This window comes from Amycolatopsis sp. NPDC114478, from assembly GCF_055633805.1.
This window is the reverse complement of the sequence record NZ_JBVKDO010000029.1, coordinates 1-23,787: the sequence shown is the minus strand read 5'-3', so window position 1 is coordinate 23,787 and position 23,787 is coordinate 1. Positions and strand designations below refer to the sequence as shown.

General features: G+C 72.7%; 23 protein-coding genes and 1 rRNA gene. 12 read left to right on the top strand and 12 right to left on the bottom strand.

Annotated features, from left to right (window positions below):
* Positions 1-384, bottom strand: a complete 384-nt coding sequence (locus ACZ7OH_RS45420) for a YciI family protein (RefSeq protein ID WP_400905850.1) — start codon at positions 382-384, stop codon at positions 1-3.
* A gap of 155 nt (positions 385-539) precedes the next feature.
* On the opposite strand from ACZ7OH_RS45420, the gene ACZ7OH_RS45415 reads away from it, so the two are divergent.
* Positions 540-1,202, top strand: a complete 663-nt coding sequence (locus ACZ7OH_RS45415; RefSeq protein WP_470286595.1) for a maleylpyruvate isomerase family mycothiol-dependent enzyme — start codon at positions 540-542, stop codon at positions 1,200-1,202.
* Positions 1,203-1,208: 6 nt separating this feature from the next.
* Here the strand turns inward: ACZ7OH_RS45415 and ACZ7OH_RS45410 are convergent, their stop codons facing one another.
* Entirely contained in the window at positions 1,209-1,829 is a 621-nt protein-coding gene (locus ACZ7OH_RS45410; protein WP_470286594.1) for an L-threonylcarbamoyladenylate synthase, read from the bottom strand.
* A 145-nt stretch (positions 1,830-1,974) separates the two neighbouring features.
* On the opposite strand from ACZ7OH_RS45410, the gene ACZ7OH_RS45405 reads away from it, so the two are divergent.
* On the top strand, positions 1,975-2,487 hold the full coding sequence (locus ACZ7OH_RS45405; protein ID WP_400904101.1) for a DUF899 family protein: 513 nt from the start codon (positions 1,975-1,977) through the stop codon (positions 2,485-2,487).
* Positions 2,488-2,673: 186 nt separating this feature from the next.
* Positions 2,674-5,031 (top strand): sensor histidine kinase, encoded by a 2,358-nt coding sequence (locus tag ACZ7OH_RS45400; protein WP_470286593.1) that lies wholly within the window; start codon positions 2,674-2,676, stop codon positions 5,029-5,031.
* Positions 5,032-5,154: 123 nt separating this feature from the next.
* Here ACZ7OH_RS45400 and ACZ7OH_RS45395 read toward each other — a convergent pair whose 3' ends face one another.
* Entirely contained in the window at positions 5,155-5,760 is a 606-nt protein-coding gene (locus tag ACZ7OH_RS45395; protein ID WP_400904097.1) for a response regulator transcription factor, read from the bottom strand.
* A gap of 326 nt (positions 5,761-6,086) precedes the next feature.
* Positions 6,087-6,272, bottom strand: a complete 186-nt coding sequence (locus ACZ7OH_RS45390) for a hypothetical protein (RefSeq protein WP_470286592.1) — start codon at positions 6,270-6,272, stop codon at positions 6,087-6,089.
* Positions 6,273-6,728: 456 nt separating this feature from the next.
* Between ACZ7OH_RS45390 and ACZ7OH_RS45385 the strand changes: the two genes are divergently transcribed.
* Positions 6,729-7,478: a helix-turn-helix domain-containing protein gene (locus ACZ7OH_RS45385; RefSeq protein ID WP_470286591.1), complete on the top strand. Its 750-nt coding sequence runs from the start codon at positions 6,729-6,731 to the stop codon at positions 7,476-7,478.
* Between the two features lie 224 nt (positions 7,479-7,702).
* The gene (locus tag ACZ7OH_RS45380) at positions 7,703-8,308 is read left to right on the top strand and encodes a response regulator transcription factor (protein ID WP_364466069.1); all 606 of its coding nucleotides are present in this window, start codon (positions 7,703-7,705) and stop codon (positions 8,306-8,308) included.
* A 52-nt stretch (positions 8,309-8,360) separates the two neighbouring features.
* Here ACZ7OH_RS45380 and ACZ7OH_RS45375 read toward each other — a convergent pair whose 3' ends face one another.
* The 3 genes from ACZ7OH_RS45375 to ACZ7OH_RS45365 form a co-directional block, all read right to left on the bottom strand.
* On the bottom strand, positions 8,361-9,554 hold the full coding sequence (locus tag ACZ7OH_RS45375; RefSeq protein ID WP_470286590.1) for a sensor histidine kinase: 1,194 nt from the start codon (positions 9,552-9,554) through the stop codon (positions 8,361-8,363).
* Between the two features lie 76 nt (positions 9,555-9,630).
* Positions 9,631-11,085, bottom strand: a complete 1,455-nt coding sequence (locus ACZ7OH_RS45370; RefSeq protein WP_470286589.1) for a SagB/ThcOx family dehydrogenase — start codon at positions 11,083-11,085, stop codon at positions 9,631-9,633.
* 45 nt (positions 11,086-11,130) lie between these two features.
* Positions 11,131-13,440, bottom strand: coding sequence for a TOMM precursor leader peptide-binding protein (locus ACZ7OH_RS45365; protein WP_470286588.1), 2,310 nt, complete (start codon positions 13,438-13,440; stop codon positions 11,131-11,133).
* A gap of 297 nt (positions 13,441-13,737) precedes the next feature.
* On the opposite strand from ACZ7OH_RS45365, the gene ACZ7OH_RS45360 reads away from it, so the two are divergent.
* The 3 genes from ACZ7OH_RS45360 (at position 13,738) to ACZ7OH_RS45350 (ending at position 16,475) form a co-directional block, all read left to right on the top strand.
* Positions 13,738-14,433 (top strand): winged helix-turn-helix transcriptional regulator, encoded by a 696-nt coding sequence (locus ACZ7OH_RS45360; RefSeq protein WP_400904087.1) that lies wholly within the window; start codon positions 13,738-13,740, stop codon positions 14,431-14,433.
* 138 nt (positions 14,434-14,571) lie between these two features.
* On the top strand, positions 14,572-15,144 hold the full coding sequence (locus ACZ7OH_RS45355; protein WP_470286587.1) for a hypothetical protein: 573 nt from the start codon (positions 14,572-14,574) through the stop codon (positions 15,142-15,144).
* On the top strand, positions 15,141-16,475 hold the full coding sequence (locus tag ACZ7OH_RS45350) for a copper resistance CopC/CopD family protein (RefSeq protein ID WP_470286586.1): 1,335 nt from the start codon (positions 15,141-15,143) through the stop codon (positions 16,473-16,475). The genes ACZ7OH_RS45355 and ACZ7OH_RS45350 overlap by 4 nt, the downstream gene beginning before the upstream one ends.
* A gap of 3 nt (positions 16,476-16,478) precedes the next feature.
* Here ACZ7OH_RS45350 and ACZ7OH_RS45345 read toward each other — a convergent pair whose 3' ends face one another.
* Positions 16,479-17,144, bottom strand: a complete 666-nt coding sequence (locus tag ACZ7OH_RS45345; protein ID WP_470286585.1) for a maleylpyruvate isomerase family mycothiol-dependent enzyme — start codon at positions 17,142-17,144, stop codon at positions 16,479-16,481.
* A gap of 110 nt (positions 17,145-17,254) precedes the next feature.
* Here ACZ7OH_RS45345 and ACZ7OH_RS45340 point away from each other — a divergent pair, with 110 nt between their 5' ends.
* The 3 genes from ACZ7OH_RS45340 to ACZ7OH_RS45330 all read left to right on the top strand — a co-directional run bounded on the left by ACZ7OH_RS45340 (position 17,255) and on the right by ACZ7OH_RS45330 (position 20,138).
* Entirely contained in the window at positions 17,255-17,974 is a 720-nt protein-coding gene (locus ACZ7OH_RS45340; protein ID WP_470286584.1) for an MgtC/SapB family protein, read from the top strand.
* Positions 17,975-18,094: 120 nt separating this feature from the next.
* Positions 18,095-19,357: a DivIVA domain-containing protein gene (locus ACZ7OH_RS45335; protein ID WP_470286583.1), complete on the top strand. Its 1,263-nt coding sequence runs from the start codon at positions 18,095-18,097 to the stop codon at positions 19,355-19,357.
* Between the two features lie 97 nt (positions 19,358-19,454).
* Positions 19,455-20,138, top strand: a complete 684-nt coding sequence (locus tag ACZ7OH_RS45330) for a CPBP family intramembrane glutamic endopeptidase (RefSeq protein WP_470286582.1) — start codon at positions 19,455-19,457, stop codon at positions 20,136-20,138.
* Here the strand turns inward: ACZ7OH_RS45330 and ACZ7OH_RS45325 are convergent.
* From ACZ7OH_RS45325 to ACZ7OH_RS45315, 3 genes are read right to left on the bottom strand one after another with little or no spacing between them, the layout of a single operon-like run.
* Entirely contained in the window at positions 20,135-20,416 is a 282-nt protein-coding gene (locus tag ACZ7OH_RS45325; protein WP_086678475.1) for a metal-sensitive transcriptional regulator, read from the bottom strand. The genes ACZ7OH_RS45330 and ACZ7OH_RS45325 overlap by 4 nt on opposite strands.
* A 57-nt stretch (positions 20,417-20,473) precedes the next feature.
* Complete coding sequence (locus tag ACZ7OH_RS45320; protein ID WP_470286581.1) at positions 20,474-22,516, bottom strand: heavy metal translocating P-type ATPase; 2,043 nt, start codon at positions 22,514-22,516, stop codon at positions 20,474-20,476.
* A gap of 3 nt (positions 22,517-22,519) precedes the next feature.
* Positions 22,520-22,726, bottom strand: a complete 207-nt coding sequence (locus ACZ7OH_RS45315; protein WP_400904069.1) for a heavy-metal-associated domain-containing protein — start codon at positions 22,724-22,726, stop codon at positions 22,520-22,522.
* A 78-nt stretch (positions 22,727-22,804) separates the two neighbouring features.
* On the opposite strand from ACZ7OH_RS45315, the gene cobF reads away from it, so the two are divergent.
* On the top strand, positions 22,805-23,569 hold the full coding sequence (gene cobF / locus ACZ7OH_RS45310; RefSeq protein ID WP_470286580.1) for a precorrin-6A synthase (deacetylating): 765 nt from the start codon (positions 22,805-22,807) through the stop codon (positions 23,567-23,569).
* A gap of 125 nt (positions 23,570-23,694) precedes the next feature.
* Here cobF and rrf read toward each other — a convergent pair.
* Positions 23,695-23,787 (bottom strand): 5S ribosomal RNA (rrf, locus tag ACZ7OH_RS45305); the annotation flags it as partial.

Genomic DNA, 23,787 nt, shown 5'->3' with positions numbered 1-23,787 from the left:
TCACGAACCGGGGATCTCGGTTTCGGCGTCGGCGAAGAAGACGATCTCCCGCACCTCGACGCCCATGCCGTCGAACGCGGCGTCGGGGATCATCGCGGCCAGCTCGACCGCGCGCTCCTTGCTCGCGCAGTCGACGAGGTAGTAGCCGGCCAGGAACTCCTTCGACTCGAGGAACGGGCCGTCGGTGACCGCCGGCAGTCCCCCGCGGACCCGCACGACGGTGCTGTCGGCGACCGGCGCGAGCGCCTGCGTGCCGATCATCTCGCCGGACTCCCGGATCGTGCGGATGAAGTCCTGGTGCCCGCTCATGATGGCGTCCATGTCCTGCTGCGACAGGTTCGCCATCACGTCGGGGTTGAGGTACATCGCCAGCAGGTACTTCACGCCCACGCTCCCATCGTCGGTGGGCATGAACATAGCCGACCCCGCCGCCGCCCGTGGCGTCACGTCGCAAGCGCGAAGTGGAGCCGACGCGGGGCCGCCTGCCAGCCTGGACCCCCGGGCAGTCCCGGTTACCCGGACCCAGGAGGGTGGCACCGATGGCCGACGTGTTCACGGACCTGCAGACCGAGACCGAGGCGCTGGCCGAGCTGGCCGAGCGCCACGGGTACGGCCCCGGCCCCGACCTCACCGGGCACTTCGCCCGGCTGACGTCGACCGCGCGGCTGGTCCGGCTCAGTGCCGAGAACCCCGGCGCGTTCGGCGTCACCCCGCAGATCTCCTACGACTCGCTCGACGAGGCGATCGTGACGTGGCTGATCGAGCAGCGGAAGGCCAACGCCCTGCTCGCGTCGGCGCCGGCGAAGCCGGAGCTGCCGTGGAGCGACGGGCCGCTGCGCCCGTCGGTCCTCGCGGCGGCGGCGCTGACGGAGCTGTTCGCGTGCGGCCAGGACATCGCGGACGCGCTGGGCGTCCCACCCCGCCGCGACGACGCGATCGGCCACGTCGCCTACTACGGCGTCCGCACGAGGGACCGCGCGTACCGCCGCCACCAGCGGACGCCACCGGGGCCGTTCCGCTTCGAGCTGCTGGCGCCGTCGGGGACGCGGTGGGACTTCGGACCGCAAGAGTCAGCCGATCGGGTGACCGGCTCGGCCGAGGACTTCTGCTTGCTGGTGACGGGTCGCCGCCACGCGGAGGATCTGGGGTTGACGTTCAGCGGCGAGCACACCGCCGAATGGCTGGAGCTGCTGGAGAACTGACCGGCGTCACTCGAACGGCGCAGGGTCGCCCGCCCCGATCCGCAGGATCTCCGGCTCGCCCGAGGAGAAGTCGACCACCGTCGTCGGCTCGACCCCGCAGTCGCCCGAGTCCAGCACCGCGTCGAGCTGGTGGTCCAGCTCCTCCTTGATCTCCCAGCCCTGCGTCATCGGCTCGGCCTGGTCCGGCAGCAGCAGTGTGCTCGACAGCAGCGGCTCGCCGAGCTCGGCCAGCAGCGCCTGGGTGACGCGGTGGTCGGGGATGCGCACGCCGACCGTCTTCTTCTTCTCGTGCATCAGCCGCCGAGGCACCTCCTTGGTCGCGGGCAGGATGAACGTGTAGCTGCCGGGCGTCGCCGCCTTGATCGCGCGGAACACCGCGTTGTCGATGATGACGAACTGGCCCAGCTGGGCGAAGTCCTGGCACACCAGCGTGAAGTGGTGCCGGTGGTCGAGCTTGCGGATGGAGCGGATCCGGTCGAGCCCGTCGCGGTTGCCCGGCCGGCACCCGAGCGCGAAGCACGAGTCGGTCGGGTAGGCGATCAGCCCGTCGGCGCGGAGGAGCTCGACGACCTGCCCCAGCGACCGGCGCTGCGGGTTCTCCGGGTGCAGGTCGAAATAACGTGCCATGCCCGCAGAGCCTAGGGTCCGCGCACCGGCCGGGCACGGCGAGGGCCGCGCGTCTCCCAGCTTGCCGTTCCCGGGCCGAACGCTGGGAGCCGCCCGGGCCCTCGGGCCACACTCCGATCGGGACCACACCCAGGGAGGGCGAGCCATGACGGAGCTGACCGTGCCGGAGCTGGACCGGCCGCGGGTCGTCAACGCGGCGAAGTACCTGTTCGAGGGCCCGCAGGGCCGCATCTCACTGGCCGACCTCTTCGACGGGCGCCCGCGGCTCGCGGTGCACCACACGATGCCGGGCCACAGCGGCCCCTTCGGCGACGCGGCCGCCGCCGACGTCGCCGCCGCGCTGCACGACCCCGGCCTGCGGCTGGTGCTGGTCTCCACCGCGCCCTACGCCGAGCTCGAGCGGTACCGGCGGCACTTCGGCCGGGACCTGACCACGTATTCGGCGAGCCGCGCGTTCACCGCCGACTTCCCGGTGACCCGGCGGCTGCCCGAGACCGCGGGCGGCGAGTTCTGGGACGACCTCGAGTCGGCGCTGGGCTTCTTCCGGTACGAGCGCGGTTCCGTGCTGCACACCGGGTCGGTCGCCTTGTCCCGGCTGGACTTCCTGAGCCTGCTCGGCGTCCCGGACCGCCTGCGGTCCGCGTCCGGCCGGCGCTGAGCCCGCACCCCGGCCGCCGCCGTGCCGTCCCCCCGCGTCCGCCGCGCCCCCTCGCCACGTCTTTTCGGCGCGAGGAACCGGACGTCCGGTGGGTTACGATCGGTCGGCAGCAGAACGCACACCACGCCCTGGCCGGGCCACCTGGGGCGCCCCGGCCACCGCCGAGACCCCGGGGGTTCCGCACTGATGTCGCCGGTCGCCGCGCTCGAGCCGGCCGCGGAGCTGTCCGCCACCGCCGAACCCCGCGGCACCACCGCGGCCGACCGGCGCCCGCGGCTGGCCGCGTACCTCGCCGCCGCCATCATCGTCGTGGTCATCACCGGGTTCAGCGTGATCGGCGTGGTCAGCCTGCTGCCCCGGTCGGTCGGCCTCTTCCACGCCGGGTACGCCGTCGTGGCCGCCGCCGCGCTGCTGGCGATCCAGCTGCTGTGGTTCAGCCGCCCGTCCGCCGGGCTCGCCTCGACGACCAGCCGCGTGCTGTTCGCGGTCATGATCGTGCTCGCCTACGTGCCGATGCTGACGTTCGGCTGGCTGTGGGCCACCATGCTCGTGTACGTCGGCAGCGCCGCGCTCCTGGTCCTCCCGCCGCGGTACGGCTGGGGGGCGGTCGTCGCGGTGCTGCTCAGCACCGTCGCGGTCTACCAGGCCTTCGGCGCCAACCCCGTGAGCACCGTCTACAACGTGTTCGGGACGTTGTTCTACATCCTGGTGTTCTACCTGCTGTCGCGGCTCGCGCGGATGGTCCACGAGCTGCACGCGGCCCGCAGCGAGCTGGCCCAGCGCGCGGTCGCCGAGCAGCGCCTGGCGTTCGCCCGCGACCTGCACGACCTGCTCGGGCTGAGCCTGTCGGCGATCGCGCTCAAGGGCGAGCTCGTGACGCGCCTGATGCGCAAGTCGGCCGAGCGCGCCAAGGCCGAGCTCGGCGAGATCACCGCCACCGCCCAGCGCACGCTCTCCGACGTCCGCGCGGTTTCCCACGGCTACCGCGAACTTTCGCTGGAGAAGGAGTCGCGGACGGCCGAATCGCTGCTGTCGGCGTCGGAGATAGCCGTCCGGATCCACCTCGACCAGGGAGATCTGCCGGTCCAGGTCCGCACGCTGCTGGCCAAGGTCCTGCGCGAAGGCGTCACGAACGTCCTGCGCTACAGCGACGTCGAGCACTGCGAGATCGACGTCCGCCACCAGGACGGCAAGGTCGTCCTCGAGATCGTCAACGACGGCGTCGCGGCGGACGATCCGGCGCTCGCCCCGGGCAGCGCGCTGACGGCGCTGCCCGACGAGGTCGCCGCGCTCGGCGGCGCGGCGACGGCGAAGACCGGCGCGGACGGCCGGTTCCGCCTGCACGTCGAGCTCCCCCTGCCCAGCGGCCTGGGCGCCGCGGCCGCGGAGGACACCGGCGAGCGCTCGGAGAGCGCGTCGAAGGAGATCCGCCGCCTGCTGCCGGTGGTCATGGTGCTGATGGGGATCGGCGCGACGGCGCACCTGCTCCAGCTGACCCCGCGGCTGTGGGAGATCGCGCTGGTCCTCGGCTCGATCGTGGCGCTGCTGGCCCTGCAGTTCTCGTACTTCAACCGGCCGTCGACCCAGCTGCGGTCGGCGCAGAGCTACGGGATGCTCCTGGTCCAGGCGTGCCTGATCTACCTGCCGCTGCTGCCCCTCGGCGCCAACTGGGTGAGCCTGCCCGGGCTGCTGATCGGCAGCGCGCTGCTGGTGCTGCCGCCGGTCGCGGGCTGGGCGTTCTTCGCCCTCAACATCGCCGCCTACGCGGAGATCCAGCGGCTGACGGGCGCGAGCGTCACGACCACGATCTTCTACACCGCCGCGACCGTGATGACGAGCCTGGCCGTGTTCGGGCTGCTGTGGCTGGTCCGGCTGGTCACCGAGCTCGCCAGCACCCGCCGCCGGCTGGCCGAGATGGCGCTGGCCGAGGAGCGCCTGCGGTTCGCCCGCGACCTGCACGACCTGCTCGGCATGAGCCTGTCGGCGATCGCGCTGAAGAGCGAGCTGACCGCCCGGGTGCTGCCCCTGGACCGCGACCGCGCGGCGGAGGAGCTGAACGAGGTCCTCGGCCTGACCCGCCAGGCGCTGTCGGACGTCCGGTCCGTGGCGAGCGGCTACCGCGAGCTGTCGCTGGACAGCGAGTCCCGCACGGCGAAGTCGGTCCTGGCGGCCGCCGACGTCCGCGTCCGCATGGAGATGCTCGGCGACGAGCTGCCGACCCCGGTGCGCACGGTGCTGGCGGTGGTCCTGCGCGAGGGCGTCACGAACGTGCTGCGGCACAGCAAGGTGGAGAGCTGCGAGATCGCGATGCGCCGCACGGACGGCGGCATCTGCCTCGACATCGTGAACGACGGCGTGGAGCGCAACGGGGAGAGGGCGGAGCCGGTGGTGCCGGAACCCGGAACGGCGGCGGTGCCGCGGGATTCGTCGCCCGGGAGCGGGATCGGGAACCTGTCGCACCGGGTCGCGGACCTGGGGGGCGAGCTGACGGCGGGAGTCGAACCGGACGGCCGCTTCCGGCTGCGCGCGGTCGTCCCCGCCTGAACCCGCGCGCTCCAGGCAACATCAGACCGGCCCCGGCCAACGGGATCGGCGCCCCCATACCCGTCGAAGCGGACGAACCCTTCCGGACTGGACCAATCCCTCTGGTCTGGACCTCCGCCCGGCTCACAGCCAGCCGGACTCCTCCGCGATCCGGATCGCGTCAACCCGGTTGCGGGCGTTGAGTTTCGCCACCACCGTCGTGAGATAGTTCCGTACTGTCCCGGCGGAAAGGTACAGCCGAGCGGCCACCTCCACCGTTCCGTACCCCTGCGCGGTCATCCGCAGCACGTCCAGCTCGCGGGCCGTCAGCGGGCAGTCCACCGTGTCCCACGCGGCCAGCGCCAGGTCGCCGTCGACCATGCGGCGGCCGGCCAGCACGCCGCGGACCGCGTTCGCCAGCTTGTCGGGCGGGGCGTCCTTGAGCAGGAACCCGCCCACCTTGGCGTCCAGCGCCCGCCTCAGCGTGCCGGGACGCCCCAGGCTGGTCAGGATCAGGGTCCGGCAGTCCGGCAGGTGCTCATGCAGCTCACCGGCCGCCGTGAGGCCGTCCTTGCCGGGCAGGTCGATGTCGATGACGGCCACCTGCGCCTGCTTGGCCCGCGCGGCGGGCAGGATCTCGAGCCCGGAGGCGACCTCGGCGACCACGTCGATGTCGGGTTCGAGCCGCAGCAGCGCCACCAGTGCTCCCCGCACGATGTGCATGTCCTCGGCCACCAGCACTCTGATCACGGGTGCCTCCGCACTCACGATTCCCCAGAAGCTCAGTCAATCATTCTGCTTGACGAATCGGTTGCACCATTCGGGCACCACTTTTGCGGCGATGCCGCGAAATGCACATGCACGGGTTAGGACCAGGTTAAAAACGCCTAGTCGCGCCCGGACGGCTACCAGCCGTCACGAGCGCGTGACGAGTTCCCGTCACCCGTGTCGGAAATTTTCCGGCCACGCCATTCGCGGCCCGCCCCGCCGGTCCACGCGCGGCGAGCCGGCCGCGCCGGGCGCGCTGGGCGCGCGGCGTGGCCGGCTCACGACGGCGAGAACTGCGCAAACGCGCATCAAGCCGCTTCGAGGAGGTCGGCCCGGCAGTAGCAGGTGCCGCGGCGGGTCTGCTCGGTGCCCGCGGGAGCGTCGATGCTCCAGTGCTCGAAACGGTCGATCACGAGGTCCGATCCCGCCTTTTCGAACTCGATCTCCAAATCGGCGAAAAGGGCGCGGACGTTGGCGGAAACCTGTGCGGACATGTTCTGCTCCCAGTGGCGAAGATGAATGCTTCACGTGCCATAAATCGTCGCCAACGGACGCAACATCAACCAGTGCCCGCATCATCGCCGTGATGTGGCTTACACATGGTCCGTGCGGTTTCGGAGAAGACTCCGAACGGGCTAGCAAGGGGGTCGAACCCCGTCGAACACCCCGGTTTTCGTCACTTTGCGCGCTCACGCGCATCCGGCCCGCTACCGAGGGTGTGAGAAACGCATGTGCGTCACCCCTCGGTGTTCCCGTTCCCGGGCCCGTTCACACCCGATGTGCAAAACGCATGTCCGGGACCGGTGAAATCCATCCGGACCGGTGCACAGAGCACTTAAGAAGTAGACGCCCGCCGACCTACAGTTTTGGTCGAAATCACATCCCCCGCACCGGACGCCTTCACCCGGAAGACGACCGAGCGGCATTGTCGACCGGGAGGGACGGCCACCATGGATGAGATCGTCCGGCAAGCCGTGGCACGCGCGATCGTGACCATGCGAGACAACCTGGGTGAGCGGCTCACGATCGACGACCTCGCCCGCGCGGCCATGTTCAGCAAGTTCCACTTCACCCGGGTGTTCCTGCGGGTCACCGGGCTGTCGCCGGGCCGGTTCCTGTCGGCCCTGCGGCTCGCGGAGGCCAAGCGCCTGCTCGCGACCACGGTCATCTCGGTGGCCGACATCAGCCACCAGGTCGGCTACAACAGCGTCGGCACGTTCAGCGCCCGCTTCAGCGGCAGCGTCGGCGTTTCGCCGTCGGGTTACCGGCAGCTGCGCGGCACGGCGCCGCGGCTCACCGACCGGCAGGCCCAGACGGGCTCCGGGACGACCGTGCGCGGCCAGCTGCGCGTCGCGCCGTCGGCCGAGGTCGGGCCGGTGTTCGTCGGGCTCTTCGCGGCGCGGATCGCCGAGGGCGCGCCGGCCCGGTTCGCCGTCCTGCCCGGGCCGGGACCGTATGCACTGGCAGACGTTCCGCTGGGCTCCTGGTACGTGCTCACCCACGCCTACGGCTGCGGCGAGGTCGACAACCACACCCTGCGGCCCTACACCGGCCTCGCCGGCCCGGTGACCGTCCACCGCGGCGTCACGGCGAGCCTGGCCGACGTCCGGCTGCGGCCGCGGCACGGCTTCGACCCGCCGGTCCTGCTCGCGCTGCCCGACCTGCGCCAGCCCGCGGTCGCCCGTCCGATGGCGGTCTGAGGCGTGCAATTCCGGCGCACCGAATCCGCCGTTCGTTAATCCGCCGGCGGCGAACGAACCAGGTCCGCCTTCCCGGCAGCCATTCGGCCCAGCCGGGCCGGCGGGCACCGGCGGCGAATTCCCGGCCATTCACCTCGGGTGCGCTTGCGCGAAACACCGTCGCGGCCGGGCAATGGCGTACAATTGCGGTTCGGAGTCAACGGACTGGGGTGCGAGGTACCGTCGTGATCAAGGTGTTGCTGGCCGAGGACATGCACATGGTCCGCGGCGCCCTGGTCGCCCTGCTCAACCTGGAGTCCGACATCGAGGTGGTCGCCGAGGTGTCCAGCGGCGACCAGATCCTGCCCGCCGCCAAGGCGGCCCAGCCCGACGTCGCGGTGATCGACATCGACCTGCCGGGCAAGGACGGGCTGTCGGCGGCGGTCGAGATCCACGAGAGCCTCCCGGACGTCCACACGCTGATCCTGACCAGCCTCGGCCGCCCCGGCACGGTCCGCCGCGCGCTGGACGCGAAGGTGAACGGCTTCCTGCTCAAGGACTCGCCGTCGGACAAGCTGGCGAACGCGGTCCGCTCGGTCGCGATCGGCCGCCGCGTCATCGACAGCGAACTGGCGCTGGCCGCCTGGGAAACCGACGACTGCCCGCTCACCCCGCGCGAGATCGAGATCCTGTCGCTGGCCGCGCGCGGGCGCAACGTGGCCGACATCGCGGCGGAGCTGTTCCTGTCGGCCGGCACGGTCCGCAACTACCTGGCCGCCGTGGTCACGAAGCTCAACGCCCGCAACCGGGTCCACGCGATCCGCATCGCGACCGAAGCGGAATGGCTTTAGCTCCCAACGGGTGAACTTCGGCGGCCGCGCCCGGAAACCGGCCGGAAAGCGCTTACGCCGTGAGCTCGTCCGCCGCCCGGTGCCGCCGCACCACGCCGCACGCCACCGGAACCGCCGCCAGCAGCCGGTGCGTGCCGTCCGGGCAGGACTCCGCCGCCAGCGTCCCGCCCAGGGACTCCACGCGGTCGACCAGGTTGCGCAGGCCCGATCCCGAACCCGCGCCGACGTCGGCGGGGCAGCCGGCGCCGTCGTTGACGATCTCCAGCCAGGCCGTCCCGTCCTCCTTGCTCACCGAGAACGCGCACCAGCTCGCGGTGCTGTGCCGCACCACGTTCGTCACCCCTTCGCGCAGCACCGCGGCGAGCGCGGTCGCCACGTCCGGCGGCAGGTCCGCGATCCCCGAACGGGCGACGGTCACCCGCGTCCCGGCCGCGCTCAGCACCGCCGCCGCGGCCCGGCACTCGTCGTCCAGCGACAGCTCGCGGAAGCCCGCCGCGACCGTGCGGACGTCGGCCAGCGCGCGCCGCGACATCGTCAGCAGCTCGGCCAGCTCCTCCTTCGCCCGGCCCGGCTGGCCGATCACCAACCGGTCCACGAGTTCACCCTTGAGGGTGATCGCCGACAGGCTGAGGCCGAGCAGATCGTGGACGTCGCGGGAGAACCGCTTGCGCTCCTCGGCGATCGCGTTGCGCTTCAGCTCGCGGCGTTCCTCTTCGCGCTCGGCGGTCAGCCGCACGGCCGCGCCCGTCCCGGAAAGCGCCAGCGCGGCGATCGCGGCGGACACCGCGCCCGCCAGGCCGGCGTCCGCGGTTCCCGTCGCCCAGGCGGACAACAGCCCGGCACCGACGCACACGAGCCCCGCCGCGGGCACCGCCCGGACCGGGCGGACGGCCAGCAGCAGCCCGCCGGCGAGGAACCCGCCCGCGGCGCTCCACAGGGCGCCCAGCTGCAGCATCGGCCCGTACCCCAGCAGGGCCTGCGCGGCCAGCGCCAGGCCCGGACGCCGGACGCGGCCGTGCGCGAAGGCGGTCAGGTGCACGCCCGCGAGTGCCGCCGCGCAGGCCAGCGCGAGCAGCCGCGGGGTCCAGGTCGTCCGCTCGGCCAGCACCGGGAGCACCGCGCTGAGCGCGACCGCGGCGGCCGCCGCCACCGGACCGGCCGCGACGAGCCCGCGGAAGTCCGGCCGCTCCGCCGGCGGCACGGCCCGCATCCGGAACTTCCCCCGCAGCCGAACCGGATATGCCACGGCGCCTCCCGCCTCAGCCGCACCCCAGATCCCCAACGGTAACAGGGCGAACGGTCACGACGGAGGCTTCGCCCGATCAGCCGGAAGCGTTACCGAGCGGGAAATCGAGGACGCACTCGCCGACGCTGACCTCGGCGGGCCACTCCAGCTTCAGCGACCGGTCCACCCGGTCGCCCGCGTCGACCGGCACGGCGTGCGCGGCGAGCCCCATCGCCTTGGCCGCCAGGTACAGCACCTGCTGCAGCGCGCCGACGTGCACCAGCGTCGTCGCGTACGCGGCGCTGCCGAGCACCCACGCGATCCGCGACATCCGCGCGGTCATCGTCAGCAGCACCGAGGGCCGGCGGTGGCTGCCCGCCCCGACCATCGCCAGGTCCAGCATGCCGTCCAGGACGCCGAGGTCGTCGTTGATCAGCGTCAGCGTGTGCCACAGCGGGTCGTAGTGGTAGATCCCCCGCGCGAGGTCCGCGCACCGGTTGATCCCGACGTAGATCTCGAGCTCGTACAGGCAGGCGACGCTGAAGTACGGCCGCTGCGACGCCTCGTGGCCGGGACCGCCGGGCAGGTACGCCGGCCCGATCGAGCGCACCCGCGCGGCGCGGAAGAGGAACTCCCCGACCTGCTCGGCCGACAGCGCGCGCTCGGTGACCTCGGGGCACCGGTGGTCGTGTTCGAGCAGGGTCGCGAGCGTCGGGTCGGTCGCCTTGAGCACGGCCGGGTCGGGGCGGTGCAGCGGGAAGGTCGGGCCGGCGGTGATCTGCTTGACCACCGGCGGCTCGACGCCCGCCCGGTGCGCCTCCGGGTCCGGCGGGCCGCCTTTGAGCCACGTGCGGCTGCGGGCGTGGAACAGCAGGTCGTCCGGCGACCAGACGGCGAGGTCGGTGTCGGTGTCCTCGGCGAACTCGGCCCAGTCGTCGGCCAGCAGCACGACCCCCGCCGCCACCAGGTACGCGACGACGTCGGCCACGACCACCTCGGGCAGCCCGCAGGTCTCGGCGACCTGCGCGACGGTCACCGGCCCGGCCAGCGACGACGCCACGGCCACCGCCGGCGGCCGCAGCAGCGCGACGCGGTACCGGGCGCGCGGCGACTCCAGCAGCAGCCCACCGCCGTCCGGGCGCATCGCCGAGTACCGCGACAGCTTGATCAGCCGGCCGGGCGGCACCGCGTCGGCCGGGAAGACCGGCGCCTGGGTCACCGGGATGGCCGAGAGCAGCGGCCCGCGGCCGTCGTTGAGCGCGAGCGAGTGCACGACCGAGCCGGAGAGCTGGTTGAGGACCTTGCGCAGCGTCCCCGCCCACGCCTCGGCGCCGTTGCCCGCCGACGTCGCGAGGTTCCCCATCGAGATCGGGCCGAGCGCCATCCGGCCCAGCGACTCGCGGACCGGCCGGGGGACGTCCGGCAGCTCGTACTCGCCCCACCAGGTGATCGCGACGAGCGTGTCGTCGTCCCCCGCCTCCAGCAGGGTGTCTTCGGTGAGGGACCAGAGCCGGACGGTCTCCGGGATCCCCTCCGGGCGGTAAGCAGGCACGGCCAACTCCTCAAGCGAACAGCGAAACCGAGCCCGTGGTGGCGCTCAGAGGAACATCGGGAACGGGTTGAGCCGTTCGTACGGGGTCGGCGCGTCGAGCCGGCCGAGCCGGACCGGGACGTCGAAGAGCCGGCCGGGCGCGAACCGGGCCCAGAACGGCCGCAGGCCCGGCGCGAGCACCTTCGCCACCGGGATCCCGACGTCCGGGCGGGTCTGGTCGAGCACCAGCAGCTCGACGCCGGCGCGGTCGAACACCCGGGTCAGCGCGTCGACGTCGTCCCGGACGTCGGCGCGGTTGACGAACGGGAAGTCCGCGGCGGTCCGCATCCGCTCGCCCGCCACCGGCCGCAGGTACGGCTGGTTCGCGACGGTCGCGAACCTGAGCCAGCGCCGCGCGTCCGGGTCGTCGACGTCGTGGCCCGCGGCCTGCACGGCGGGCAGCATCTGGTTGAGCTCGGTCACCGCGCGGCGCACCGCGATCCGCGGGTCGAGGTGCGCGCCGAAGCCCATCATGATGTCTTCGTGCGGCCCGTCGGTCCGCCGCGAAACCGCGACGGTCACCGGGATCCCCAGGTCCGACGTCACGTCGAGGACCCACATCTCGCGGCCGATCCCCGCGTAGCCGGCGGCCATCTCGTCCAGCCACGGGTCGGCGAAGGACGCGAGGTCGACGCCCGGCACCGGCGTGCGGTTGTACCACCACAACGCCACGGCGTCGCGCTCGACGAGCTCCAGCGCGCCCTGCAGGACCGCGTCCTCCAGACTGCTGCCCGCCGCGGTGCCGTTGGAGTCCGCGCGCACGCCGGGGGCCGCGCTCTCGCGCGGGATCCCGTAGTACAGGTAGGAAGTCGGCAGCAGGCGGCGGCGCCCGGCCGGCGTCCACACCGGCGTCCAGTCGACGACGGCGGCCGGGTCGAACGGCTCCGGGACGTGCTGGAAGGTCGCGTGCTCGGCGTTCCAGTCGGCGCGGCCGGCGTACTGGCGGTCGGCGAAGAGCATGCACGCGTTGGGGTGCACGGCTTCCTCGCCCAGCTCGTCGAAGGACGCGCGGATCCGCAGCTCGTCGCCCTGGAAGTTGCCGGAGAACCGTTCCGCCGCCTCGCAGAGCGCGCTGACCTCGGCGTCGAGCGGGCTGACGCCCTTGCCGCCGTTTTCGCAGCGCAGGCTGGCGCGCAACGCGGCCATCGCGGTGACGCCGCGGGCGACGTTGGGCCCGGAGCGGTAGGCGTTGGCGAACCAGGGCGCGTCCGGGTCCCGCCGGATCTCCTTGATGATCCCGGTGACCGGGCTGACCAGGTGGCGGTGCCGCTCGAGCATCTGCGACGGCGTCGCCGTGCGGTGGCCGCCGCCCCCGGTGGTCGCCTTCTTCGCCGGCCGGAGCTCGACCGGGCGCACCGAGCGCCAGGTCACCAGCCACCGGTCGCCGCAGCGCGGGCACTGCGGGCGGCGGTGCAGCTCGTGCAGCCTGCCCTGCAGGTCGAGCGTGTCGAGCGTCCAGACGCACTGCTGGCCGTGGTGGCGGTACCCGGCCACCCACTTGGCCGCCTCGAGCGCGACGAGGTGGGCCGCGGCCGAGGTGAGCGGTGGCAGCGCGGGCACCGGGCGGCGCGCCGGGCCGGCGTGGCCGAGCTCCTCCTGCACGCACGCCTCGGCGTGCCGGTGGCCCCAGAGCCGGTGGGTCAGGCAGTGCCAGCAGGCGCCGTCCGGCTGCAGCACCGGGCCGATCCACACCTGGGCCCCGGACGGGCGGGCCAGCAGCCACGGCCGCCCGGCGCGCCGGTGCTCGGCGTCGATCTCGGCCAGCCTCGGGTCGAGGTAGTCGGCGCACAGCACGACCGACAGGTCGGCGGTGCCGGTGTCCGTGCGGACCACTTCGAGCCCGGCGCCGGCCAGCGCGCGTTCGACGGCGCCGGAGTCGACGCCGTCGGCGCTGTCGCCGACCGCGGTCAGCCGCACGGTGCCCCGCCGCGCGGCGACGACGTCGGCGTCCACCCCGCAGGCGTCCCAGTAGGCCAGCGCGCGTTCGTCGCCCGGGACGTCGTCGGTGCCGGGGCTGCGCAACGTCACGAGCCCGGCGTCGACGAGCTGGGCCAGGAGCGCGGCGACCTCCTCCGGCGCCATCCCGCCGGGCCGGCCGCGCAGCAGCCGGTCGAGGTCGTGGGTGCCGTCGAGCAACGCCGCGAGCGACTCGATCTTCGCGCCGCGCATCGCGATCACGCCCTGTTCGGAGAACAGGTAGGCCCCCTTGCCTTCGCGCACCTCCGCGCGCAGGTGCCGCCGGAACGCCGGGGCGCGCACCGGCACCGGGACGTCCGTGGCGCCGCTGCCGTGCGCGTCCACCGCTGTCGTGCGCATGGGCCCTCCTGCCGATCCGGGGCTGGGCGGGACGAGAGAAGGAAATCCTGCTCCACGGCAGGTCTACTCAGCCAGTGCTCAAAGCACCGGCAAGTCATGCGAAACGCATGGTTTGACGTGGAAAACGCATGGAGCACCGGTGCGTCGCTCACTGGCCGCACCCGGCGGGGAACCGTCACCGTAGACAGCGACGCCCGTGGCGGCACGGTGCGTCGGGGGCACCGTAACCGAACTCGCGTTCCCGCGCGAACGCGGTGGCGCCCGGTCTGGCACCCGAGACATAGTGAGGACCCGAGTATGCCTACCTCTGCTCGCACGTACGGACAGTTCTGCGGCTTGGCCCGGGCGCTCGAGATCGTGGGCGAGCGGTGGTCGCTGCTGGTCATCCGTGACCTCATGCTCGGCCCGAAGCGGTTCAACGACCTGCAGCGCACGCTGCCGCGGATCCCCGTGAGCATCCTGACCTCGCGCCTCAACGAGCTCGAGGAGTCGGGCGTCATCCGCCGCCGCGTCCTGTCGCAGCTGGACGCGGGCGTCGTCTACGAGCTCACCGAGTACGGCTGCGAACTCGACCACATCGTGCTGGACCTCGGCCTGTGGGGCGCCCGGTCGCTGACCTACCCGCGCGCCGACGAGGTCTACACCCTCGACACCGCGATCATCTCGCTCTACACGACCTTCCAGGAGGAGGAAGCCGCGGGCGTGCACGTCAACTACGAGCTGCACCACCTCGGCGGCGAGATGATCGTGCACGCGCTGGTCGACGACGGCTCGCTCAAGGCCTCCGCCGGCTCGCTGCCCGCGGCCGACCTGGTGATCGAGCCGCAGGGCCCGGCGATCCTCGACCTGCTCAACGGCAGCTTGTCCGCCCAGGACGCCATCTCCAGCGGCAAGGTCCGCGTCCAGGGCGACCCGGCGCACCTCGAGCTGTTCACCCGGCTGTTCCACATCCCGCCGGCCCCGGAGCGCCCGACCGGGCTCTCCGTCCACTGAGCGCGGGGCCGCCCGGCGGTACGCAATCCGCCGGGCGGCGCAACTTCCCTTGCGGGATCAGCAATCCGGAGTAACTGAAGCCACTCCGGGAACGGCTATCGTCGACGCACATCGTCGTCTTGGTGAACTGGGGTCCGCATGTCGACGTCCGAACTCGCCCGCCCGTCCGGGTTCCTCGGCCCGCTCAACAGCCGGTGGCACCACCGCGCGCTCGCGGTGTTCATGGTGGTCGTGATCGGGCACTGGGCCGAGCACATCGTGCAGGCGTTCCAGATCTACGTGCTCGGCTGGCCGACCCCGAAGGCGCGCGGCGTGCTCGGGATGCCGTTCCCGGCCCTGATCAGCTCCGAGTGGCTGCACTACGGCTACGCGCTCGTCATGCTGGTGTTCCTGTGGATCCTGCGGCACGGCTTCGCCGGGCGGTCGCGGCAGTGGTGGAACCTCGCGCTGGCCATCCAGTTCTGGCACCACATCGAGCACCTGCTGCTGTTCATCCAGGCGCAGACCGGCTGGCGGCTGGCCGGGCAGAAGGTGCCGACCAGCATCATCCAGCTGCTCGTGCCCCGGGTCGAGCTGCACCTGTTCTACAACACGATCGTCACCATCCCGATGATCGTGGCGGTCGTGCTGCACCGGCGCGCGTCGGTGGCCGAGCACGAGCTGACCGGCTGCACCTGCGGGCTGCGCCCGCCCGCCCTCGCCGCGTCGTGAGCGGCCGGGCCGCGCGGCGGGCACTGGGCCTGCTGGCCTTCCTGGCCGGCTGGCTGGTGCTCACCGCCGCACCGGCGTCGGCGCACGTCGAGATCGTGTCGATCACCCCTGGTGACGGTTCGCGGCTGACCGCGGCGCCCGCGCAGGTGTCGGTGACGCTGTCGGAGAACGTCGGCATCCAGCCGGGTTCGCTGAAGGTCGTCGACACCCAAGGCACCGCCGTCGACACCGGGCCGGTGTTCCAGCCCGGCGACGTCGCGGAGCAGGTGGCCGTCCGGCTGAAGCCGGACCTGCCCGACGGCAGCTACCTCGTCGAGTACGCGTTCATCTCGACCGACTCCCACCCGGTGCGCGGCACGTTCGCCTTCGTCGTCGGCGCCGGCCCGCTGATCACCTCGGCGGGCGCGGTCGCGGCGGCGACCGGCACGGACCCGGCGGTCGACGTGGTGTCCACGGTCGTGCGCTGGCTGTCCTTCGCCGGCATCGTCCTGCTCGGCGGGCTGGTGTTCCTGCTGACGTGCCACCCGGCCGGGCGCACGGACCCCCGGGCCCGGCGGCTGCTGAAGGCGGGCGTCTGGCTGACGGCGGGCACGGCGGTCGCGACGTTCGTGCTGCAGGGCCCGTACGCGGCCGGCCGCGGCTTGGGGGCGTTGCTCGACCCGAGTCTGCTGGCCGACACGCTCCGGCTGTCCTACGGCAAGCTGCTGCTGGTCCGGCTGGTCGCGGCCGGGGTGCTCGCGGTGGTGCTCCCGCGCGTCCTGGCGGCTCCGCCGGCGTCGGCCCGCCGCGGCCGGCTGGAGAACCTGGCGATGATCACCGGGTTCGCGGCGCTGCTGAGCTTCTCGGCGAGCGGCCACCCGGTGACCGACCGGGTGCTGTACTTCTCGGTGGCGGCCGACCTGGTCCACTGGGGCGCGATCGCGGTGTGGGCCGGCGGGCTGGTCCAGCTCGCGCTGTGCCTGGTCCGCCGGACGCCGGACCTCGGGCCGGTGGTGACGCGGTTCTCCCGGCTCGCGATGAACTGCGTGGCGCTGATCGCGATCAGCGGCGGCGTGCTGGCGCTGCGGATCGTGCCGTCGGTGTCCGCGCTGTGGACGACGACGTACGGGCTCCTGCTGCTGGGCAAGATCGCGGGTTTCGCGGCGCTGCTCCTGGTGGCGAACGTGGCCCGCCGCGCGGTGCAGCGCGGGGTGACGGGCGGCGATGGCGGCACGGCCGTCTTGACGGTGGAGCTGCGCCGGCTACGGCTGGCGGTGACGGCCGAGGTCGCGCTGGCCTCGGTGGTCCTGGCCTTGGCGGCGGTTCTGTCGGCCACGCCGCCGGGCGGCTGAACCTCAGACCCCCGGTGAGCGCGGCGGGCTGAACGGGCCCCAGCTGAACGCGGGCAGCCACGGCCCCGGCGCCGCGCTCCACTCCAGCCCCGCCAGCTGGGCGAGCGACCGCCGCCCCGCCAGCGCGCGGTACAGCTCGTGCGCCGGCGCCGTCAAGGTCGCCGTGGGCCGGCCGGCACCCGCCGTCCACTGGGAGCCGCCCGTGGTGCGCAGGCGCAACGCCGGCAGCTCGCGGCCGGCGACCGCGCCCGAAAACCCGCGGACCAGCACCTCGAAGCTCGGCGCCCAGGCCGCGTGCTCCACCGGCGGCGGCACGCCCAGCGCCGCGCGCAGGTCCAGCTCGTGGGTGTAGGCGTCCATCACCATGACCTCGCCGCTGCGGCCGCCCGCCTCCGCGAGGCGGCGGTCGAGGTCCTCGCCGACGTCGTCCCAGTGGTCGAGCAGTTCGGGGACCGTCGACGCCGCCGAAGCCGGCACCGGGCCGCCGTGGCGCGCGAGGACGCGGTCGGCGATCCCGGTGAGGTGGCCCAGCAGGTCGGCGACGGTCCACTCCGGACACGCCGGCACCCGCCGCCCGCCGACGCCGTCGCGGCCGCCGAGCAGGGCGCGGACACCGCGCCGCACCTCCGGGTAGCCCACGAAGTCCGGGGCCGGCCGACTCGCTGTCACGCGTCCCACCTCACCTGGCACGATCGGGGCTTCCGGCCCAGTATGCCCAGGTGGCGGCCTCGGCGAATCTCCTCGCTTGCCGACACCGAAGACCCCGGGAGGTAGTGATCTTGACCACTCTGTGGTCCACCTCGGCGCAGTGGGCCCTGCTGCCGCCGGTCCTGCTCGCGCTGGTGCTCAGCGTCGCGATCGGGCTCGAGCGCGAAGCCGGCATGAAGGCCGCCGGGCTGCGGACGCACAGCCTGGTCGGCGTCGGCTCGGCCGTGTTCATGCTCGTGTCGAAGTACGGCTTCGCGGACCTGCTGAGCACCGACCACATCTCGCTCGACCCGTCGCGGATCGCCGCGCAGATCGTCTCCGGCATCGGCTTCATCGGCGGCGGCCTGATCTTCGTCCGCCGCGACGCCGTGCGCGGCCTGACGACGGCGGCGACGATCTGGCTCACGGCCGCGGTCGGCACGGCGTGCGGCGCCGGGCTGCCGGTGCTCGCCGTCGGCACGACGATCGGACATTTCGTCGTGACCCGTGGCTTCCCGCCGCTGCAGCGGTTCGTCGCGCGGCACCGCCGCGAGCCGCCGGTCGTGCGGCTGAGCTACCTCGACGGCCACGGCGTGCTGCGTGCGGCGCTGGCCGCGTGCACCGGACGCGGCTGGAGCGTGCACCACGTAGACGTTGATCACGAGCCGTTTTCCGAAGAGGGGCAACGGATCGCGGTCGTGACGCTGCGCCTCGACGGCCGCGGTGATCTCTACGACCTGGCCGCCGAACTCGCCGAACTGCCCGGCGTCCGGAGCACGTCCACCGGTCCGGGAGAACCGCTCGACGAATGATCGCCCGCCCGGGCAGCGCGCGGGGGCGGGTTTGCGGCACACTGGGGTGGACGCGGAATTCCCCGGTACCGCAAGGAAAACGTGCGGCCGAGGAGAAACCATCCAATTCGGAGGTGAGGCATGGCCCCCGGCGGTGGCGAGGACGTGGTGCGCACGCAGCCCGGATTCGACCTGGCGTGGCGCGGATTTCACCGCGCGCAGGTCGCCGAGTACGTCGCGTGGGCCGAAGCCGAGATGCGCAGACTCGCCGCCGAACGCGACTCGGCCCGGCAGCGCGTGACCGCGCTCGTCGAGGACAACCGTGAGCTCCGCGTGAAGATCGACCGGATCAGCCGCACCCCGATCGAGCCGGACGCGCTGCAGGAGCGCTCCCGCCGGATGATCGAGCTGACCCGCGAGGAAGCGACCGAAATCACCACGCGGGCAACGGAAACGGCCGAGCGCCTGGTCCGCGAGGCCGAGCAGGAGGCGATCCGGCTCACGGAGAAGGAACGCCGCCTGGTCGCCGAGACCGAGGCCGAGGCGGAGCGTCGGCGCGTCGAGCACGAGGAGTTCCTCCGCGCGGCCGAGCAGCGCCGCCGCGAGCTCGACGAAGCCGCCGCGCACCGCCGTGCCCAGCAAGAAGAGGATCACACGCGCGCGATGACGGTCCGCCGCGCCGACTCGATGCGCACGCTGGCCGAGGAGGAGGCGGCCGCGCGCGCCAAGGCGGATCAGCTGGTCACGACGGGCGAATGCAAGCTCGCGGCCGCGCAAGCCCAGGCCGAACGCCTGGTCACCACCGCCCGAGCAGAGGCCAAGACACAGGTCGAGACGGCCGAGGCCAAGGCCGCGAAGCTGGTCAAGACCGCGGAGACGAAGGCCAATAAGTTGGTCACGACTGCCGAAGCACAAGCCAGTCAGCAGCTCACCGCCGCCGAAGCCAAGGCCAAGAAGCTGGTCACAAACGCCGAAGCGCAAGCCAGTCAGCAGCTCACCGCCGCCGAGACGAAGGCCAAGAAGCTGGTCACAAACGCCGAAGCACAGGCCAGCCAGCAGCTCACGAACGCCGAAACCAAGGCCAAGAAGCAGGTCGCCACCGCCCAAGCCCGAGCCGAGAAGCTCGTCACCACCGCGGAAGCCGAGGCCGAACGCCTGGTCACCGAAGCCACGACCCAGAGCGAATCCCTGGTCGAAGCGGCCCAGCGGCAGGTCACGGCCCTCACCGAGGTCCGCGACAAGCTCCAGGCGAGCCTCACCGGCTGCCGGTCCCTGCTCGCCGACGCGGCCGTCGCCCTCGACGACCGGCCCGCGCCCTTCGACCCCGAAGCCACCCTGCCGATGTCGAAGCGGGTGCCGGTCCAGCGGCGCTCACCCGCCGACCTCACCGACGCCGTCGGCTGACGGTTGCCCGCCGCCCGGGCAGCCCCATGATCGTCGGGTGAGGTCCCCGAAAACCGCGGCGGGAGCCGCACGCGCTCAACTCGCGGGACATCCTCCCTTGACGCGACCGTTCGCCCTGGTCACGGCGGTCGTGGTGCTGGCCGCGTCGACGACGCTGGCCAACCGCGTCCTGCCGGGCTGGGCGTACCCGGTGTGCGGGGTGGTCGCCGCGGCGATCCTGGTGGCGCTCGGCCGGGCCGCCGGGTGCTCGTGGACCGGGCTCGGGCTGGCGAACCTCCGCCGGCCCGCACTGGTCGGCCTGGCCGGGGCCGCGCTGATCGCCGTGGTGTTCGGGATCGCGCTGGCGGTGCCGGCGCTGCGCACGGTCTACCAGGACGGCCGCGTCGGCGACCCCGACCTCGGGCAGCTGCTGTGGTTGACCTGCGGCCGCATCCTGTTCGGGACGGTGCTCATCGAGGAGGTCGCGTTCCGCGGCGTGCTGCCGGGCCTGCTGGGCGCGACGGACGACCGCTGGCGCTGGCCACCGATCCTCGGTGCGGCGGCGCTGTTCGGCCTGTGGCACGCGCTCCCGGCGCTGGCGATCGGCCGCAACGCGGCGGTCCACGCGGTGTTCGGCGCGACCCCGGTGGTGGTGCTCCAAGTGCTGGCCATGGCCGCGGCGGGCGTCGCGGGGATCTTCCTGCACTGGTGGCGGCACACGGGCCGGGGCGTGCTGGCGTCGGTGATCGTGCACTTCACGACCAACGCCGGCGGCCTCACCCTGGCGGTGCTGGTGCGCTAGGAACGCACCAGCCGCGCGATCGCGTCCGAAGCTTCGCGCACCTTCAGGTCCGCCTCTTCGCCGCCGGCCGCGGCCGCCTGGACCACGCACGTCGCCAAGTGCTCGTCGAGCAGCTCGAGGGAGAACGACTGCAAGGCCTTCGTCGCCGCCGAGACCTGCGTCAGGATGTCGATGCAGTACTTGTCCTGTTCGACCATGCGCTGCAGCCCGCGGATCTGCCCCTCGATCCGGCGCAAGCGCTTGAGATAGGCCTCCCGCTCGGTTCCGTAACCCGTCATCGCCCACCTGTCCCCGTCGTCACCCGTCCCTGACCACCGACTATACCCTCCGGGGGTTCAGCGGAACCGGCGCAGCCGGAGGCTGTTGCTCACCACGAACGCCGACGAGCACGCCATCGCCGCGCCGGCGATCATCGGGTTCAGCAGGCCGAGGGCGGCCAGCGGCAGCGCCGCGACGTTGTACGCGAACGCCCAGAACAGGTTGCCCTTGATGGTGGCGAGCGTCCGGCGGGCCAGGCGGATCGCGTCGGCGGCCACGCGCAGGTCGCCGCGCACCAGCGTCAGGTCGCTCGCCTCGATGGCCGCGTCGGTGCCGGTGCCCATGGCCAGCCCCAGGTCGGCCTGGGCGAGCGCGGCCGCGTCGTTGACGCCGTCGCCGACCATCGCGACCACGCGCCCCTCGGCCTGCAGCCGCTTGACGACGTCGACCTTGCCCTCCGGCAGCACCTCGGCGACGACCTCGTCGATCCCCGCCTCGGCCGCGATCGCCCGCGCCGCGCCGGCGTGGTCGCCGGTCAGCAGGATCGGCGTCAGGCCGAGTTCGCGCAGCTCGGCGACCGCCTGCGCGGACGTCGGCTTGATCGTGTCGGCGACGACCAGGTGGCCGCGGACCTCGCCGTCCCAGGTCACGCCGAGCGCGGCGCCGTCGGCGCGCCCGACGCTGACAGTGCGTCCTTCGACCACGCCGGTCACCCCGACGCCCGGGATGCTCCGGAAGTCGCTGACGGGCGGGAGGGCGCCGAAACGCTGTTTCGCCGCGTCCGCGATGGCGCGGCCGATCGGGTGCTCGGACGCGGCCTCGACGGCTCCGGCCAGCCGCAACGGCTCGCCGTCGCCCTCGACCAGCGTCATCCGGCCGGTGGTGACCGTGCCGGTCTTGTCCAGGACGACGGTGTCGACGCGGCGCGTGTTCTCGAGCACCTCGGGACCCTTGATGAGGATGCCGAGCTGCGCGCCACGGCCGGTGCCGACGAGCAGCGCCGTCGGCGTCGCGAGGCCGAGCGCGCACGGGCAGGCGATGATCAGCACGGCGACGGCGGCGGTGAACGCCTGGTCGGGCCGGCCGCCGGTCGCGAGCCAGACCACCAGCGTGGCCAGCGCCGCGAGGACGACCAGCGGGACGAACACCGCCGAGACCCGGTCGGCGAGCCGCTGCACCTCGGCCTTGCCGTTCTGCGCGGCTTCGACCAGCCGGGCCATCTGCGCCAGCCGGGTGTCGCCGCCGACGCGGGTGGCGCGCACGAACAGCCGCCCGCCGACGTTGACGGTGGCGCCGGTGACCGCGTCCCCCGGCCCGACCTCGACCGGCACCGGCTCGCCGGTGAGCATGCTGGTGTCGACCGCGGAGCCGCCTTCGGTGACGACGCCGTCGGTGGCGATCTTCTCGCCGGGCCGGGCGACGAAGACGTCGTCCACCTGCAGTTTTTCGACGGGGATCAGGTGCTCTTCGCCGTCGCGCAGGACGGTGACGTCTTTCGCGCCGAGGTCCATGAGCGCGCGGAGGGCGGCGCCGGCGCGGCGCTTGGAGCGGGCCTCGAAGTAGCGGCCGGCCAGGATGAAGGTGGTGACCGCGGCGGCCACCTCGAAGTACAGGTGGTCGCCGGCCGCGCCGAAGAAGAGTGCGTACAGCGACCAGGCCACCGACGCGACGACGCCGAGCGAGATCAGCGTGTCCATGGTGGCGGTGGCGTGGCGCAGGTTGACGGCCGCGGCGCGGTGGAACGGCCACGCGCCCCACGTCACGACCGGGGCGGCGAGGGCGAGCACGATCCACGGGTCGACTCGCCAAGCCGGGACCATCGCGAGGGCGATCACCGGGACGGTCAGGACCGCCGAAAGGAGCAAACGCTTGCGCAGCGTGGGCGTCTCATCGGGCGCTTCGGGCTCGGGCAGCTTCGCGGAGTACCCGGCGGCCTCGACGACGGCCTTGAGATCGTCGACGGACAGCGCGCTCGGGTAGCTGACCTGGGCCTTTTCGGTGGCGTAGTTGACCGTCGCGGTCACGCCGTCGACCTTGTTGAGCTTGCGCTCGACCCGCGCGGCGCACGACGCGCACGTCATGCCGCCGATGGCGAGTTCGACGCGGGTCGCGGTGGTCATGGTTCAGGCGACCAGGCGGTATCCGGCCTCGGTGACGGCCGCGGCGACGGCGTCGGCGGAGAGCGGGGTGGCGCTGGTCACGGTGACGCGGCCGCTCTCGACGTCGACGTCCACGCTCTGGACGCCTTCGAGTTCGGAGACCTCTTCGCGGACCGAGGTGGCGCAGTGTCCGCAGGTCATGCCCTCGACGGTGTAGCTCGATTCGGTCATCTCAAGGTCCTTTCGCTCTCCTTCCTTTATACCCATCGGGGGTAGGGGTTCACTCGCGACCCCCACCACACTCGCGGTATGCGCAAGCTCTACGCGATCGGGATCGGCGCCGGCGACCCGGAGCACCTGACGGTCCAGGCGATCGACCGCCTCAACCGCGTCGACGTGTTCTTCGTGCTCGACAAGGGGTCGGAGAAGGCGGATCTGGTCCGGTTGCGGCAGGAGATCCTCGACCGCTTCGTGACGCGGACGGACTACCGCGTGGTGCTGGCGTCGGACCCGCCGCGCGACCGCACGCCATCCGATTACCGAGCGGCGGTGGCCGACTGGCACGAGGCCCGGGCGTCGGTTTACGAGCAGCTTGTGCAGTCGGAGCTCGGGCCCGACTCGGCAGGAGCGTTCCTGGTGTGGGGCGACCCGTCGCTGTACGACAGCACGATCGCGTTGATCGAGGCGGTGCTGGCGCGGGGGAACGTGGCGTTCGAGTACGAGGTGGTCCCGGGGATCAGCAGCATTTCGGCGCTGGTGGCCCGCCACCGGACGACGATGAACCAGATCGGGCGGTCGGTCCAGCTGACGACGGGCCGCCGGCTGGCCACGGGCTGGCCGGAGGGGGTCGACGACGTGTTCGTGCTGCTGGACGCGAACACGACTTTCGACCAGTACACGGACTCGGGCTTGCACATCTTTTGGGGTGCGTACGTGGGGACACCGGACGAGGTGTTGTTGTCGGGTCCGCTCACACCGGAGTTGGCCGAGCGGATCCGCGTGACGCGCGCGGAGGCCCGCGAGCGGCACGGCTGGATCATGGACACGTACCTGTTGCGCCGCCCGGCCGAGTAGCCGCGCCGGCCCGATCGGCCGACCGGCAGCGGTGTTCACGCCGCCCTGTCGGCCGGCCGTGGGCATGCGAAAAGGCCCCGGGAGAACCATTGCTGATTCTCGACCGGGGCCTTCCCGTAAATAAAGTTCGGCGGTGTCCTACTCTCCCACAACCCTTCGGTTGCAGTACCATCGGCGCTGTCAGGCTTAGCTTCCGGGTTCGGAATGGGACCGGGCGT

Bases quoted from the DNA above. Each gene is read 5' to 3' on its own strand.
- ACZ7OH_RS45385 (WP_470286591.1), top strand. From the start codon at position 6,729: ATGGATGAGATCGTCCGGCAAGCCGTGGCACGCGCGATCGTGACCATG.
- cobF (WP_470286580.1), top strand. From the start codon at position 22,805: ATGCGCAAGCTCTACGCGATCGGGATCGGCGCCGGCGACCCGGAGCAC.
- ACZ7OH_RS45410 (WP_470286594.1), bottom strand. From the start codon at position 1,829: ATGGCACGTTATTTCGACCTGCACCCGGAGAACCCGCAGCGCCGGTCG.
- ACZ7OH_RS45320 (WP_470286581.1), bottom strand. From the start codon at position 22,516: ATGACCACCGCGACCCGCGTCGAACTCGCCATCGGCGGCATGACGTGC.
- ACZ7OH_RS45405 (WP_400904101.1), top strand. From the start codon at position 1,975: ATGACGGAGCTGACCGTGCCGGAGCTGGACCGGCCGCGGGTCGTCAAC.
- ACZ7OH_RS45365 (WP_470286588.1), bottom strand. From the start codon at position 13,440: ATGCGCACGACAGCGGTGGACGCGCACGGCAGCGGCGCCACGGACGTC.
- ACZ7OH_RS45400 (WP_470286593.1), top strand. From the start codon at position 2,674: ATGTCGCCGGTCGCCGCGCTCGAGCCGGCCGCGGAGCTGTCCGCCACC.
- ACZ7OH_RS45355 (WP_470286587.1), top strand. From the start codon at position 14,572: ATGTCGACGTCCGAACTCGCCCGCCCGTCCGGGTTCCTCGGCCCGCTC.
- ACZ7OH_RS45325 (WP_086678475.1), bottom strand. From the start codon at position 20,416: ATGACGGGTTACGGAACCGAGCGGGAGGCCTATCTCAAGCGCTTGCGC.
- ACZ7OH_RS45415 (WP_470286595.1), top strand. From the start codon at position 540: ATGGCCGACGTGTTCACGGACCTGCAGACCGAGACCGAGGCGCTGGCC.
- ACZ7OH_RS45335 (WP_470286583.1), top strand. From the start codon at position 18,095: ATGGCCCCCGGCGGTGGCGAGGACGTGGTGCGCACGCAGCCCGGATTC.
- ACZ7OH_RS45315 (WP_400904069.1), bottom strand. From the start codon at position 22,726: ATGACCGAATCGAGCTACACCGTCGAGGGCATGACCTGCGGACACTGC.
- ACZ7OH_RS45390 (WP_470286592.1), bottom strand. From the start codon at position 6,272: ATGTCCGCACAGGTTTCCGCCAACGTCCGCGCCCTTTTCGCCGATTTG.
- ACZ7OH_RS45360 (WP_400904087.1), top strand. From the start codon at position 13,738: ATGCCTACCTCTGCTCGCACGTACGGACAGTTCTGCGGCTTGGCCCGG.